General features: G+C 34.4%; 10 protein-coding genes. 6 read left to right on the top strand and 4 right to left on the bottom strand.

What is annotated here, in order from left to right:
- Window positions 1-156: 156 nt before the first annotated feature.
- The 3 genes from H3T83_RS05270 to H3T83_RS05280 form a co-directional block, all read right to left on the bottom strand.
- A complete protein-coding gene (locus tag H3T83_RS05270) occupies window positions 157-1,536 on the bottom strand; it encodes a hypothetical protein (protein ID WP_198215281.1) in 1,380 nt (459 codons plus the stop codon).
- Between the two features lie 406 nt (window positions 1,537-1,942).
- On the bottom strand, window positions 1,943-3,331 hold the full coding sequence (locus tag H3T83_RS05275; protein WP_198215282.1) for a hypothetical protein: 1,389 nt from the start codon (window positions 3,329-3,331) through the stop codon (window positions 1,943-1,945).
- A gap of 332 nt (window positions 3,332-3,663) precedes the next feature.
- A complete protein-coding gene (locus H3T83_RS05280; protein ID WP_065651501.1) occupies window positions 3,664-4,998 on the bottom strand; it encodes a replication-associated recombination protein A in 1,335 nt (444 codons plus the stop codon).
- A gap of 185 nt (window positions 4,999-5,183) precedes the next feature.
- Here H3T83_RS05280 and lolA point away from each other — a divergent pair, with 185 nt between their 5' ends.
- The gene (lolA, locus tag H3T83_RS05285) at window positions 5,184-5,777 is read left to right on the top strand and encodes an outer membrane lipoprotein chaperone LolA (RefSeq protein WP_065577598.1); all 594 of its coding nucleotides are present in this window, start codon (window positions 5,184-5,186) and stop codon (window positions 5,775-5,777) included.
- Window positions 5,778-5,907: 130 nt separating this feature from the next.
- On the opposite strand, the gene exuR is transcribed toward lolA, so the two are convergent.
- Window positions 5,908-6,684: a transcriptional regulator ExuR gene (gene exuR, locus H3T83_RS05290; protein WP_198215283.1), complete on the bottom strand. Its 777-nt coding sequence runs from the start codon at window positions 6,682-6,684 to the stop codon at window positions 5,908-5,910.
- A 263-nt stretch (window positions 6,685-6,947) separates the two neighbouring features.
- Here exuR and uxaC point away from each other — a divergent pair, with 263 nt between their 5' ends.
- From uxaC to H3T83_RS05315, 5 genes are all read left to right on the top strand, one after another.
- On the top strand, window positions 6,948-8,360 hold the full coding sequence (uxaC, locus tag H3T83_RS05295) for a glucuronate isomerase (RefSeq protein WP_198215284.1): 1,413 nt from the start codon (window positions 6,948-6,950) through the stop codon (window positions 8,358-8,360).
- 47 nt (window positions 8,361-8,407) lie between these two features.
- Window positions 8,408-9,871, top strand: a complete 1,464-nt coding sequence (locus H3T83_RS05300; protein ID WP_198215285.1) for a tagaturonate reductase — start codon at window positions 8,408-8,410, stop codon at window positions 9,869-9,871.
- 13 nt (window positions 9,872-9,884) lie between these two features.
- Window positions 9,885-11,384: a UxaA family hydrolase gene (locus H3T83_RS05305; protein ID WP_086320848.1), complete on the top strand. Its 1,500-nt coding sequence runs from the start codon at window positions 9,885-9,887 to the stop codon at window positions 11,382-11,384.
- A gap of 89 nt (window positions 11,385-11,473) precedes the next feature.
- A complete protein-coding gene (locus H3T83_RS05310) occupies window positions 11,474-12,988 on the top strand; it encodes an MFS transporter (RefSeq protein WP_086320792.1) in 1,515 nt (504 codons plus the stop codon).
- Between the two features lie 107 nt (window positions 12,989-13,095).
- Window positions 13,096-14,418 (top strand): glycoside hydrolase family 28 protein, encoded by a 1,323-nt coding sequence (locus tag H3T83_RS05315; RefSeq protein ID WP_086320791.1) that lies wholly within the window; start codon window positions 13,096-13,098, stop codon window positions 14,416-14,418.
- The last annotated feature ends 6 nt before the right edge of the window (window positions 14,419-14,424 follow it).

Consider the following 14,424-nt stretch of genomic DNA (forward strand, 5'->3'; position numbering starts at 1 on the left):
ATTTATTAACGAAAATCAATAACTACGGATAATATTTTTTGAATTTGTTTTTGATAGTAAAAACGATAATGATAGGTGGTATAAAAGAAAAACAAAAATTGCCAATGATAAGCTCTACCTATGAATCGATAGAGCTCTAAATATAGAATAATAAATTTAATTAGTATCGACCGCTATACATAAGCCATTTTTATCTTGGCTCTCTTTTTTGCAGTGATATTTACCATCATATGGATGTAAGTCACAATATTTGTTCATTGTCGGATCATAGACCCAAATTCTTTTTCGTTTATTATTTTCTTTTAATGCCGGAGCCCATGAGTCTGGGTATGATTCTTGTGTTGGATAACCCCATTCACTCATTAATGAACCTATTTCACGAGTAAATATTGCATCTTTTCCTGCATTAAAATTTGCGTTACTCAGTTCATCTGCATTAGTAATACGATAATTACCTGGTAACTGCTCACATGCTTCGGCAATTTGTGATGCCTTTCCTATTGAGCTAATACCTGTTCCTATAGTAGCTAGATTCCATCCAGAATACCATTTTGTTATAGTGAATCCATAACGAATTTTGTAACCATTAGTTATATGGGTGCCTTCTAAAATGACTTCATAACCGGTATTGTTACCCATGACATAATTCCAAGCTATCAAGGTATTTTTTGCATTATCAGTACCAAATCTTAGCGTTACAAAGTCGTTATTTGCACTGATTATTGGTTTACTAACAAGTTCTTTACCTTTTATCAATTGCCAATCATATTGGTCGGCTATGCCTTTTTGAGCAAGAGTTAGGTCAAATTGTGCACCATAAAAAGCAGTAGTTGGAAAATTGCTTAATTCTGTATTAGATTGAATTAAGAAACCATAATTTTTATTCCATTGGTTTTTTTGACCACTTTGGGCTTCACTTGGTTGTAATGAAGGGCGTGCATAACAAAATCCATTATCTTCCAATAAGGTATACATTTTCGCTGGACTATCAATAATGTCTTCGTTAGGGTATTGATTTGAATTAGGTAATCCATATTGGGTATATAATAGTATGCCATTTGCTTCTAATTTAATTTTATAAGGCGCATACCACCCTTTTTCAGATAATGAGCAAAATGTATCGCTATCTTCTGGTTCAAATTCAATAAGTTGATGTTTAGCATTGGTATAATACCATTTCATGGTAATTGCACTACTGGTATCGATTGCAGACAGTTGATCGCCATCATCATCAACAAATTGGCTATTATCAGGAAGTTTTATAGGCGCAACTTTTATGCGTTCTTTAAATGGATAACTTGTTGAATATGGCATATTTTTAACTTCATCACCATAATAGTTTTTACCATCGGTATTTAGACCAAAAAGATCAAAGTCTTTCATATTATTTTCTAATTGTGCTGATAATAATGGTTTATTACCATGAATTGCTTGAACAGTTTTTGAATCGAGTGAACAATAGCTAGAAGGGGATACAAGTAATAAAGGTAGTATTGAAGATATTTTCTTTACAGACTTATTGATGATTTGATTCACTGTTAAATTCCTTTTTATTCATCCTTTATCATTTTAATTTAGTAATTTATAAATATTTGATAAAATTATATTTTTATTTATTTTTGTTTTTTTGTGGCGCCGATTATAAAGCAAACAATCGCTTTAGTCGATCTTAAAGATGATTAATCATTATTGTATTTGTAATAATGTATTAATATTTTTTTAAACTATTTGATAAATATCATTATTTTATACCTTTATCATTCAATCAATGTAATATGATATACATAAACCATTTTTATATTGCGATTCACTTTGGAAACCCTATTGATATTTATGGTAGTCAAAGCGATCAGCGATTTATATTTGTTGATGTAAGGATAGGAAAGTTAAATTAGCTATCTGAATTAGATATCCTTTAATGTTTCACTGTCCGTAAAAATTACTAGTTATTTTCATCTACTGCTGTGCATAAGCCATTTTTTAAACCATTTTCAGCGACACAGTGATAAACGGCTTGATAAGTATGCAAATCACAATATTTTTGTTTATCCGGATCATATAGCCAAATTCTTTTATATCTAGCATCTTGTTTATCATTAGCTGCCCAAGAATTTGGGTATGCTTTTTGACTAGGGTCTCCCCATTCACTAAAAAGGGTGCCTATCTCTCGAGTATATTTAGCTTTAGCTGCCTGTAAGCTGGAATTAACCACTTCATTAGTATAACTTATACGATACTTTCCACCGCCAGCTAGGGCGTTACAGCTTTCATCCACTTTGGGCCCCGTTGTAATAGAAGCTCCGGGTTCACCAATTTTATTTTCATCCCAACCGGTAAACCATTTAACGAGAGTAAATGAATATTGAATAGTGGTATTTCTTTGAGGGTTTTTTCCTTCAACAATAACCGTATATCCATCACCAGATCCCATTATATATTGCCAAGCTTTTGCTGGATCTTTAGCATCAGGCATATCAAATGATACCGTAACAGCTTGAGTATTATCGTCTTTGTTAACTTGTACTAACTCACCACCTTGTTTAATTGACCATTCATAATCTTTGGCAATTTGTTCATTAGTCAAAATTAATTGAAATTGCGCACCATAAAAACCAGTAGAAGGAAAATTTTTGCTAGGATCATTTGTCGATTGTGGTAAAAAGCCATTATCACGATCCCATTGTGATTCTGTGTTAGCACCCGATTCTTTTGGTTTTAATTCTGGTTTGGCATAACAAATTCCAACGTCATCCATGATGGTATAAGTTTTTGAAGGTGATGTTATTATTTCCTCATTAGGATAGAGATAATAGTCAGGTTCACCATATTTTGATACTAGTAATAAAGCATCAGTAGTCAATTTTACTTTAAATGGTGCAGTTATATTTTTTTTAGCTAAAGAACAAAATGTATCAACAGCTGTTGGAACAAACGAAACTAATTTATTTTTTGAATTGGTATAAAACCATTCCATTTGAATGTTGCCATTATGTTCAAACCCAACTAACTCATCACCATCAACATCAACGTATTCATTTTCGTTTGGATATTTCATTGGTGCAATTGCGACTTTATCTTTAAATGGATAGTTACTGGTGAGTGGTAAATGATCAATCTCCTCTCCATAATAATTTTGATTATAAACTTTTAAACCAAATAAGTTTAAATCGTCCATATTCATCTCTAATGGTAGTGATAAATGAGGTGGTGATCCTGTTATTGAGTTAACCGTTATTTGTGAGAGGCTGGCTTCAGTTGACTGGATTGATTGGAATAATAATACTAAATAAAACCATAGTGCTAAATATCTACTGCTCGTTAGGTAACTCACGGTATATTTCCTATATTTCATTTTTCTTTAATTATTTATTAGAAAGGTTTTTTTGCGTATAAGATTTCGCGTGTGATTATATTTTATATGATAGTTTATAGCTAACAAATAATTGTAAACGATTGTTAATTCATTAAATTGATATTAGTTTCTTTAATTAAATTTTTGTAAAATATAGGTTTTTTGTTTTTGATTTATATCAACGCTTTTTAAGATTAGTTTATTTTTTATGTGGATAAGAACGCTGGGATTATCGATAACTTATAGTTTGCCGAGTAATAAATGAAATGTAATTTCAATTGATAAAAAATATTAAAATTACATTACTAATTTTATTTCGATTTATAGCGTTGAATACTACTCGCTTTATTTTGATCTTCTAGCCAAGCTAATTTTTCTGCGTAATTTTTTTCAGCTCCTCGTTGGTTGGGATAATAGTATTTAGTTGCCGCCATTTCTGGAGGAAAATAGTTTTCACCAGCAGCAAAGGCATTAGGTTCATCATGGGCATAACGATATTGAGCTCCATAACCTAAATTCTTCATTAATTGGGTAGGTGCATTGCGTAGATGTTCTGGTACATCATAATCTGGCTGAGATGTAGCATCTTTCATTGCTTGATTAAATGCAAGATAAACAGCATTACTTTTCGGTGCACAAGCAAGATAAACGATTGCTTGGGCGATAGCTCGTTCGCCTTCAGCTGGCCCCACTCGGGTAAAACAGTCCCAAGCAGCTAGTGCTACTTGCATTGCTCTTGGATCGGCATTTCCAACATCTTCTGAAGCTATTGCTAATAATCGACGGGCAACATAAAGTGGATCACCACCAGCCGAAATGATTCTGGCATACCAATAAAGTGCGGCATCAGGTGCAGAGCCTCTAATTGATTTATGCACAGCTGAGATCAGATCATAAAAACGATCGCCTTGATTATCAAATCTTGCACTACGCTCGCCAATGACTTCTTTTAGTAATTCTGGTGTAAGGGCTTGACCATCGGACATATCAACCAATAATTCAAGTGTATTTAATGCCCTCCTTGCATCACCACCAACAAACTCGGCAATCTGTTGTTTAGTTTGTTCAGGTAATGTGATATTTAAGTTACCATAACCCCGATCAGTATCATCCATAGCTTGTTGTAAAATTTGCTCAATATCATTATTGGTCAGTGATTTTAGTAAATATACTCTCGCGCGAGACAAAAGTGCTGAATTTAATTCGAATGATGGGTTTTCAGTTGTTGCTCCGATAAAGGTTACTGTACCATTTTCGACATAAGGTAGAAATGCATCTTGTTGACTTTTATTAAAACGATGGACTTCATCAACAAACAAGATGGTTCTAACACCAGATTGCTGGTTTATTTTTGCCCTTTCTATTGCCTCTCGAATATCTTTTATGCCAGAAGTAACCGCTGAAATACGTTCAACTTTAGCGTTGGCATGATGGGCAATAATTTCTGCTAAGGTGGTTTTACCTGTACCAGGCGGTCCCCACAGGATCATTGAATGCAGATGACCCGCCTCAATGGCTTTAGGTAGAGGTTTATCTTTACCCAGTAGCTGGCTCTGACCAATGTATTCTGATAAATTGCGTGGACGCATCCTTGCAGCTAAAGGTTTAAATTCATCTGTACCAAATTCAAAAGAGAGACTAGGCATGGTGCACTATATACCCGTAATTACAAAATATGGTTATTATATACCGCTTCACTAATAATAGTGAAAAAGAAAAGAAAATATCTTCCACAGCTAACAGAAAAACGGTAATATTTTGAACTAAATTAGTTATTAAAATAGATGATTGTTGAATATATTTTATTACACAAAATACATAAGGATTGGTAATGAAGAAGTTTTTAATGTTAATTGGGTTACTTACAAGTCTTTCTGCATGGGCAGGCGATAAAGAGGTGTTACAAGAACGATTAGCTAAAATTGATGGATTTTATGCCCGTTTTTCACAAGATGTGAAAACTGCTGATAAGCAACCAGTTCAACAAGGAAAAGGTGATTTATGGGTGACAAGACCCTATTATTTTAATTGGACGATGACTGAACCTGATGAAACTTCGATTATTTCTGATGGAACTAATATGTGGGTCTACACTCCAGCCGTTGAGCAAGTAAGTGTAATGAGTTTGAAAAAAGCGGTAGATAATCGTTTAATGTTGCTAATTACTGATAGTCATAATCCAATTTGGAATGCCTATAATGTTACACGTAAACAAGATTCTTTTACCTTAAAACCGACTGATGGCTCTAATCAAGATTTTGTTATTTCAGTTTTACCAACCGGCATGATTTCTAATTTCACGATTATTGAAGAAGATGGTCAGCGCAGCTTTTATGATTTATCTCGCCAAACTTTAGGCAAAGTTACGATGGATAAGTTCAAGTTTACACCACCTGCTGGGGTAACAATTGACGATCAACGCTAATAATTTTAGTAATATCTAATTTTTTCTGATTCACAAAATTAAAACATTTTGCCTACTAATGCAAAGTGTTTTAATTTGCTTATTAGTTGTTTTTAAGCTGTGCTGCTAAATTGGCTATTTACTAACTCTCTCAATGCTCCGTTTCATTAATACTAATAACTGGATTATCAGAAAAGAGATAGTGGTCGCGTTTGGTTTCGAAATCTTCGCTAGCTGCATCAAATAACATTTTTTTGGTATTTTCTAAATGTTGCCACATGGCTAATTTAGCCGCTTTGGGATCTCGATTAATTAGCGCTTCTAAAATTTTATCATGTTCATCCCACCAACTTTCAATATCTTGTTGTTGTACATGTTCATGAAGTTTTTTCCATAAAGGATTTAATGTCCGTTGCTGCCATGCTTCTTGAACAATGGTGATCAAAGCCGTATTGCGGGTAATCATTGCAATTTGAGTATGGAATTTTAAATCCCAATCAGAATCTCGATAATGATCTTCCTTTTTGGCGTTATGCTGAATTTCTAAAAGTTTAACAATATCATCTTTGGTAATTTGAGTGGCGGCAAATTCAGCGATATTACTTTCAATAAGTTGCCGAGCTTGTAGTAATTCAAAGGGGCCTGTAGTCGAAAAATTTAAACCTTGTGAGGCGGTAATAATATTATTTTGTAAACTATTGGCAATTACATGGATGCCAGACCCTTTACGTGCATCAACATAACCTTCAACTTCAAGCATGATAATGGCTTCTCTGACTACTGATCGGCTAACTTTTAACTCTTCACAAATTAATCTTTCGGAAGGTAATTTACTGCCAACTGGATAAATACCATTAATAATTCGATTCTTAAGTTCAGTTGCGATGACTTGATAAAGTCGTTGATATTCGTTCTGTTCTTGGGTCATGGTGAAGTTGGCATAATTCCTTTAAGTTTTCTCAGACTTTTAAAATAACATCTAATTGCGCTAAGTTAAATAATATTACTGTAATTTTTTCAAATAAACATACTTGTCAGCTAACTTTCAATAAAAAAATATCCCTTTATATATTATGGGTATGGGTTAATTATGTGATGTATGTCAACTTTTTAAGTTGTCTTATATGTTAATATAAGACAAAATATTGACATCTAAACTTACTAGTTAATCACTGCTTTTTGGAGAATAAAATGAGTTTTTTAACTGAAAACTTTTTGCTTGATACTGAATTTTCTCGTCAACTTTATCATGACTATGCGGCTGAACAGCCAATTTTTGATTATCACTGCCATTTACCACCAGAACAAATTGCCAACGATTATCAATTTAAAAATTTGTATGACATATGGCTAAAAGGTGATCATTATAAATGGCGCGCAATGCGTACCAATGGTGTTGCTGAAAAATTCTGTACTGGTACTGATGTGAGTGATTTAGATAAATTCAAGGCTTGGGCGGAAACTGTTCCTCATACCATTGGTAATCCTTTATATCATTGGACTCATTTAGAACTTCGTCGTCCTTTCGGAATTGATAATGTTTTATTATCACCAACTACAGCAGAGCAAATTTGGAATAGTTGTAATGAAATGCTTGCCACTCCAGAGTTTTCAGCTCGTAGCATTATGAAAAAAATGAATGTTAAAATGGCTGGTACCACCGATGATCCTATTGATGATTTAGCTCATCATAAAACTATTGCCGAAGATAGCTCATTTGAGGTTAAAGTTTTACCAAGCTGGCGTCCAGATAAAGCATTTAATATTGATTCTGATTTTTTTGGTCAATATATGGAAAAACTTTCTGCAGTAGCCGATGTGGAAATTTCTAACTTCCAAGCGCTTTGTCAGGCATTATCCAAACGTATGGACCATTTTGCTGCTCATGGCTGTAAGATTTCCGACCATGCATTAGATACCGTTGTTTATGAAGAAGCCTCTGAAAAAGAGTTGGATACCATTTTAACTAAACGTTTATCTGGTGAGGTTTTAACTGCTAAAGAAGTTGCTCAATTTAAAACGGCAGTACTTATCTTTTTAGGTGTTGAATACCACAAACGTCAATGGATTCAACAATATCATATTGGCGCATTGCGTAATAATAATTCCAGAATGTTTAATTTAATGGGGCCAGATGTTGGATTCGATTCTATTAATGATTCACCGATTGCCCAGCCTCTTTCTCGATTATTAGATGCCCAAGCTAAACAAGATGCGCTACCTAAAACAATTTTATACTGTTTAAATCCTTCTGATAATGAAATTCTAGGCACAATGATTGGTAACTTCCAAGGTGCAGGTATTCAAGGAAAAATGCAATTTGGTTCAGGTTGGTGGTTTAATGATCAAAAAGACGGCATGATTCGTCAAATGACACAGCTTGCCCAACTTGGCTTATTAAGTCGTTTTGTTGGTATGTTAACAGATAGCCGTAGCTTCTTATCTTATACACGCCATGAATATTTCAGACGTATTTTATGTCGCATGATTGGACGTTGGGTTGAAGATGGTGAAGCTCCTCGTGATATCCAATTATTAGGTCAAATGGTTAAAAATATTAGTTTTGATAATGCTAAAAACTATTTTGGCATTGAACTAAGCTAAGAGCATTAAGTCGTTGTAATTAGATTAATTAAAGAAGAGTTAGAGTAATGAAAACATTAAACAGAAATGATTTTCCGGGTGCAAAATATACGACTCGTGTTGTTCAGTTTGGCGAAGGTAATTTTTTACGGGCATTTTTAGATTGGCAGTTAGATATTCTTAATGAGAAAACTGATCTCGATGCGGGTGTTGTGGTGGTTCGACCGTTAAATACCGATTTTCCGCCATCATTAAGTATTCAAGATGGTTTGTATACCACACTGGTTCGTGGTTTAAATGAACAGAATCAAGCCGTGAAGGAGTTTAGATTGATTCGTTCAGTGAATAATGAAATCAATGTGTATACTCAATATGATGAATATCTTGAGTTAGCTAAAGATCCGAATATTCAGTTTATATTTTCAAATACTACCGAAGCAGGCATTAGTTATGTTGAAAGTGACCAATTAACCGATAAACCTGCAACTAGCTATCCAGCTAAATTAACCGCATTTTTATATGAAAGATTTGTTCATTTTGCCGGTAGTAAAGAAAGTGGTTTGATTATTATCCCTTGTGAATTAATTGATTATAACGGCGATGCACTTAAAAAATTAGTACTGAAATATGCCAACCAATGGAACTTGTCAGACAAATTCATAAACTGGCTTGAAAATGATAATTTATTCTGTTCGACTTTAGTTGATAGAATCGTACCAGGTTATCCGAAAGCGCAAATTGCTGAACTTGAAGCTGAATTGGGCTATAAAGATAATTTTATTGATTCAGCGGAATATTTTTATCTATTTGTTATTCAAGGACCACAATGGTTAGCTGAAAAACTATGCCTTGATAAATGCGATATGAATATCAAAATTGTTGATGATATTAAACCATATAAAGAGCGTAAAGTGGCGATTTTAAATGGAGCACATACCGCGCTGGTGCCAGTTGCTTATTTAGCGGGTATTGATACTGTTGGCGAATCAATGAATGATGCACAGATCTTATCTTATATTAAAGAGACTATTTTTGAGGAAATTATTCCTGTTTTAGATTTACCTCATCAAGAGTTGGTTGATTTTGCTGACTCAGTGATTAATCGTTTTAAAAATCCATTTATTGAACATCAACTGATGTCAATTGCCTTAAACAGTATGACGAAGTTTAAAACCCGTATTCTTCCTCAATTGATCAATTATCAGCAAGAGAAAGGGACATTACCTAAACACTTAGTCTTCTCTTTTGCGGCATTAATTGCATTTTATCGTGGTGTGCGTAATGGGCAAAACTATCCATTACAAGATGATGCAATTTGGTTACAACGCTTTAATAGTAGTTGGACAGCGATTGCTGAGGGTAAAAGCTCATTAGAAGATTTAGTTCAAGTTGTATTAGGTGATACAGCTCATTGGCAGCACGATCTACTAAGTATCCCGCAATTAGCGCAAACATTAACTCAATATTTAACGATCATAATTGAAGGTGGTATGCGTCAAGCAATCGAAAAATGTATTGCTGGCAGCAAATAGTATGAGTGATTCAATGATTAAATTTATAAAAATTAATAATAAAGATAATGTTGGGGTAGCATTATCTGATTTAGAAGCACATGAAGAAAATATTGTCGTAGATGGTTTGGTCATTGACCTAAAAGAACCAGTTAAACAAGGGCATAAATTTGCCCTTAACGATATTAAGCAAAATGAAAATATTATTAAATATGGCTTACCAATCGGTCACGCTACTCGCTTTATTAAGGCTGGTGAGCATATTCATTCACATAATTTGAAAACTAATTTAAGTGACATTAATGATTATCAATATCAACCTACTTTATCAAAAAATGAATTGTTGCATGAGATAGCTGATAAAGAAGTACAGATCTATCGACGTAACAATGGTGAAGTAGGTATCCGTAATGAACTTTGGATTATTCCAACTGTCACTTGTATTAATGGTATCGCCGAACAAATGGTTAAACAATTTTGTGATGAGTTAAATAATCAATTAGATATCGATGGTATTACGGTACTTGAACATCCTTATGGCTGCTCTCAATTAGGACAAGATCATCAAAATACTAAAACTATATTACAAAATTTAGTTAAACATCCTAATGCTGGCGCTGTATTGGTAATAGGACTTGGTTGTGAAAATAATCAGGTTTCAGAATTTAAGGCTGATTTAGGAGAGTACGACGAATCTCGAGTTAGATTTTTAATTGCTCAGCAAGAAACCGATGAAGTGGAAGCAGCATTGGTTCACTTAAGAGAGCTTTATGCGATTATGAAACAAGATAAACGCCAATTAGGGCGCTTAAGTGAATTGAAATTTGGTTTGGAGTGCGGTGGTTCAGATGGTTTCTCTGGCATTACAGCCAATCCAATGCTCGGTCTTTTTTCTGACTATGTTGTTGCTCATGGTGGTACAAGTGTACTTACTGAAGTGCCAGAAATGTTTGGTGCTGAAAATATTTTAATGTCACATTGTGTTGATGAGTCTACTTTCGATAAAACAGTCGATATGATAAATGACTTTAAACAGTATTTTATTTCAAATAATCAACCTATCTATGAAAATCCTTCTCCTGGTAACAAGGCTGGTGGGATCACAACCTTAGAAGAAAAATCTCTGGGATGTACCCAAAAAGCGGGCGGCAGTGAAGTTATTGATGTCCTTAAATATGGTCAAATGTTAACTAAACATGGCTTGAATTTACTAAGTGCACCAGGTAATGACGCTGTAGCTACTGGGGCTTTATCGGCTGCTGGATGTCATATGGTTCTTTTCACTACTGGAAGAGGTACGCCTTATGGTGGAATTGTACCTACAGTGAAAATTGCAACTAATACCCAATTGGCCGACAAGAAAGCCAATTGGATCGATTTTAATGCCGGTAAGCTTATACAAGGTGTGTCCATGCAATCTTTGTTGCTAGAGTTTATTGAGCAGATTGCTCTGATCGCTAGTGGCGAAAAAACTCGAAACGAAATCAATAATTTCAGGAATTTAGCCATCTTAAAAAGCGGCGTAACTCTCTAGGCATAAATTCAATAGTTAATACCTATGACATTAAGTCCTGCGGGACTTAATGCGGGGACCCTTTTTTTTAAATAATATAGGTATCTTTTATGAACGAAAAAAAAGAGAATAAAATTACATGGTTAGTAAGATTCTCATATGGTAGTGGTAATTTAATAGGTAGTGGAGCATTAGCGATTAGCGGTGCTTGGTTGCTCTATTTTTATACCACTTTTTGTGGATTAAGTGTGGTACAAGCTGCACTAATTTTTTCAATTGCCACTTATCTTGATGTCATTCTCAATCCATTGATGGGCTTTATTACTGATAATTTTTATCAAACTAAAATAGGTCAACGATTTGGACGACGTCGATTCTTTATTTTGATTGGCATCCCTCTAATGGTTATTTACCCTATGCTATGGATCGATGGTATGGGATTTTGGTATTACCTCATAACGTATATTTTATTTGAGATTATTTATACCAGCATTATGATTCCATTTAATACATTACCGGTAGAAATGACCTCTAACTTTTCGGAGCGCACTTATTTAACTGGTTCAAAAGCGATGTTTGGTAAAGTAGCGAACTTCTTAGGGGCGGCAATACCGGGGGTATTTTTCTATTTTTACAGTAAAGAATCCGCAACACCATTTTTATTAACCGGCATCACTTATGCCACTATCATGATGTTAGCGTTAATTTTGCTGTATTGTAATAGCTGGGAAAAACCTAAAGATGAGGTAAAAGACGAGTCAGTTCATAGCTTTTTTGAGGCTATCAAAAAGCTGTTTATTGATATTCTATCCACCTTCCGTATTAAAACATTTAGAACACATTTAGGCATGTATTTATTTGGTTTTGGTGCTGAATGGTTATTTACAGCGGTATTTACCTATTTCATTGTTTTTAGTCTCGGTGAACCACGTTCATTTGTTGCTTCAATGAATTCATTAAGTAGTATTTGCCAGTTAGTTTCCACTGCTTTTTTTATGATGTATTGTGCCAAAAAAGGCTTTAAAAAACCTTTTATTATCGCTCTATTAATTGTTGTCTCATCAATGATAGGTTATGTCGGTATCTATTACTTTAATCTACCGCATATTACTTGGCTTGTAGTGGGTATTACCATTTGGTTTGGTTTAGGAACTGGCGGTGTTTACTATATTCCTTGGAGTGTATATGTGTTCCTTGCGGATGTAGATGAAGTGGTAACCAATCGTCGTCGTGAAGGAGTATATGCAGGTGCAATGACGATGGCCGGTAAATTAGTTCGAGCTTCAATTGTTTTTGTACTTGGTGTGATATTAAGTGCTTATGGATTTGAATCGAAATCACATATTCAACCACAAAGTGCGATTGATGCAATTAATGGCATTATTTTATATGGTGTTATTGGCATGGCTTTAATTGGTGCATTCTTTGCATGGCGAATGAAACTTGATCACGCGACTCACTCCATCATTATTAATGAAGTTGCTCGTATCCGCCAAGGTGGCAAAATGGAAGATGTTAGCCCTGAAACTCGCAAAGTGGTTGAGGAATTATCTGGCATCAATTATGAAAAATGTTTTGGTAATAATAATATTGGCTTCAAACAAAAACCGACTAAAACGAAATAAATTCTTAATCAGGATCAGCAGTGCTGATCCTAAAGTTTAAAGTAACAAAGCAAATATTTAAGCTACATTAAAAGGGTTATATTTGCCAAAATATATAGGATAAACTTATGACGATTCTCTCTATAACAGAATTTGGTGCTATTGGTGATGGAAAATCAATAAATACCTTAGCGTTTGAAAAAGCAATTCAACATATTGACCAATTAGGTGGTGGAACATTAGTTATTCCAGTTGGTATCTATTTTACTGGTGCAATCAAACTTTGTAGCAACTTAACCTTAGTTGTTGAACAAGGGGCAACTTTATTATTTTCTGATGATGAAAAAGATTATCCAGTGGTTAATTCTCGTTGGGAAGGGGTTAAGCAAGATGTGTATATGCCTTGTATTTACGGACATAATATCAAAAATGTGGTTATCACCGGAAATGGTAAGATCGATGGTAATGGACAAAAATGGTGGCATACATTCCGTCATGAACGAAGCAATCTTAAATACCCACGACCTTATTTAATTGGTTTTGATTTCTGTGAACGAGTTACTATTGAAAAAGTCTTTCTAACTCAATCACCTAGTTGGACCGTTCATCCAATGGAATCGAATAATGTTGTTGTCGATAATATTTCGATTCTCAACCAAGCTGATTCACCCAATACCGATGGTATTAACCCTGAATCTTGTCGTAATGTAAGAATTTCCAATTGTTATATTGATGTTGGCGATGATTGTATTGCGATAAAGGCTGGCACTGAAGAAACAGCAGAAAAAAGTCCATGTGAAAACATTTTGATTACTAATTGTAATATGATTCATGGGCATGGTGCCGTGGTTCTTGGTAGTGAGATGAGTGGTTGCATCCGTAATGTCACAATTACTAATTGTGTATTCCAAAAAACTGATCGCGGAGTAAGATTCAAAACTCGTCGAGGTCGAGGGGGCACGATTTCTGATATCACATTTAGTAATATCGTCATGGACGAAGTTCTATCTGCGTTTGTGATGAACTATTACTACTATTGTGGTCCGAAAGGGAATGATCCTATTGTTTGGAATAAACAAGCTCTACCTGTCGATGAATCAACGCCGGCATGTCACAATATTAGCTTCTCAAACATTATTGCTAAAAATGTTCGTGCCTACGCCGGTTTTTTATATGGTATCCCTGAATCGCCAATTTCGAATATCTCTTTTGATAATATTCGGGTTTCAATGCAATTAAATGCACAAGCTGGTGAGGTCGATATGTTTAAAGATGTCAAACCTGAAGCGGGCAAAGGATTTTTTATTGAGAACGCCCAGAGCGTGTTATTTAATAATGTAATTATCGACAATATTGTCAGTGAACCGCTATTTGTTAAAAATAGTCAAGACGTTCATGTTAATCAATCTTTTGTTAAGCAAGATGGTAAATTAATTAGCTTAAATGCTTAACCATGA

Source organism: Gilliamella sp. M0320, assembly GCF_016101635.1.
In the GTDB taxonomy this organism is placed as follows: Bacteria; Pseudomonadota; Gammaproteobacteria; order Enterobacterales; family Orbaceae; genus Gilliamella; species Gilliamella apis.

Bases quoted from the DNA above. Each gene is read 5' to 3' on its own strand.
- H3T83_RS05280 (WP_065651501.1), bottom strand. From the start codon at position 4,998: ATGCCTAGTCTCTCTTTTGAATTTGGTACAGATGAATTTAAACCTTTA.
- H3T83_RS05315 (WP_086320791.1), top strand. From the start codon at position 13,096: ATGACGATTCTCTCTATAACAGAATTTGGTGCTATTGGTGATGGAAAA.
- lolA (WP_065577598.1), top strand. From the start codon at position 5,184: ATGAAGAAGTTTTTAATGTTAATTGGGTTACTTACAAGTCTTTCTGCA.
- H3T83_RS05300 (WP_198215285.1), top strand. From the start codon at position 8,408: ATGAAAACATTAAACAGAAATGATTTTCCGGGTGCAAAATATACGACT.
- H3T83_RS05305 (WP_086320848.1), top strand. From the start codon at position 9,885: ATGATTAAATTTATAAAAATTAATAATAAAGATAATGTTGGGGTAGCA.
- H3T83_RS05310 (WP_086320792.1), top strand. From the start codon at position 11,474: ATGAACGAAAAAAAAGAGAATAAAATTACATGGTTAGTAAGATTCTCA.
- uxaC (WP_198215284.1), top strand. From the start codon at position 6,948: ATGAGTTTTTTAACTGAAAACTTTTTGCTTGATACTGAATTTTCTCGT.
- exuR (WP_198215283.1), bottom strand. From the start codon at position 6,684: ATGACCCAAGAACAGAACGAATATCAACGACTTTATCAAGTCATCGCA.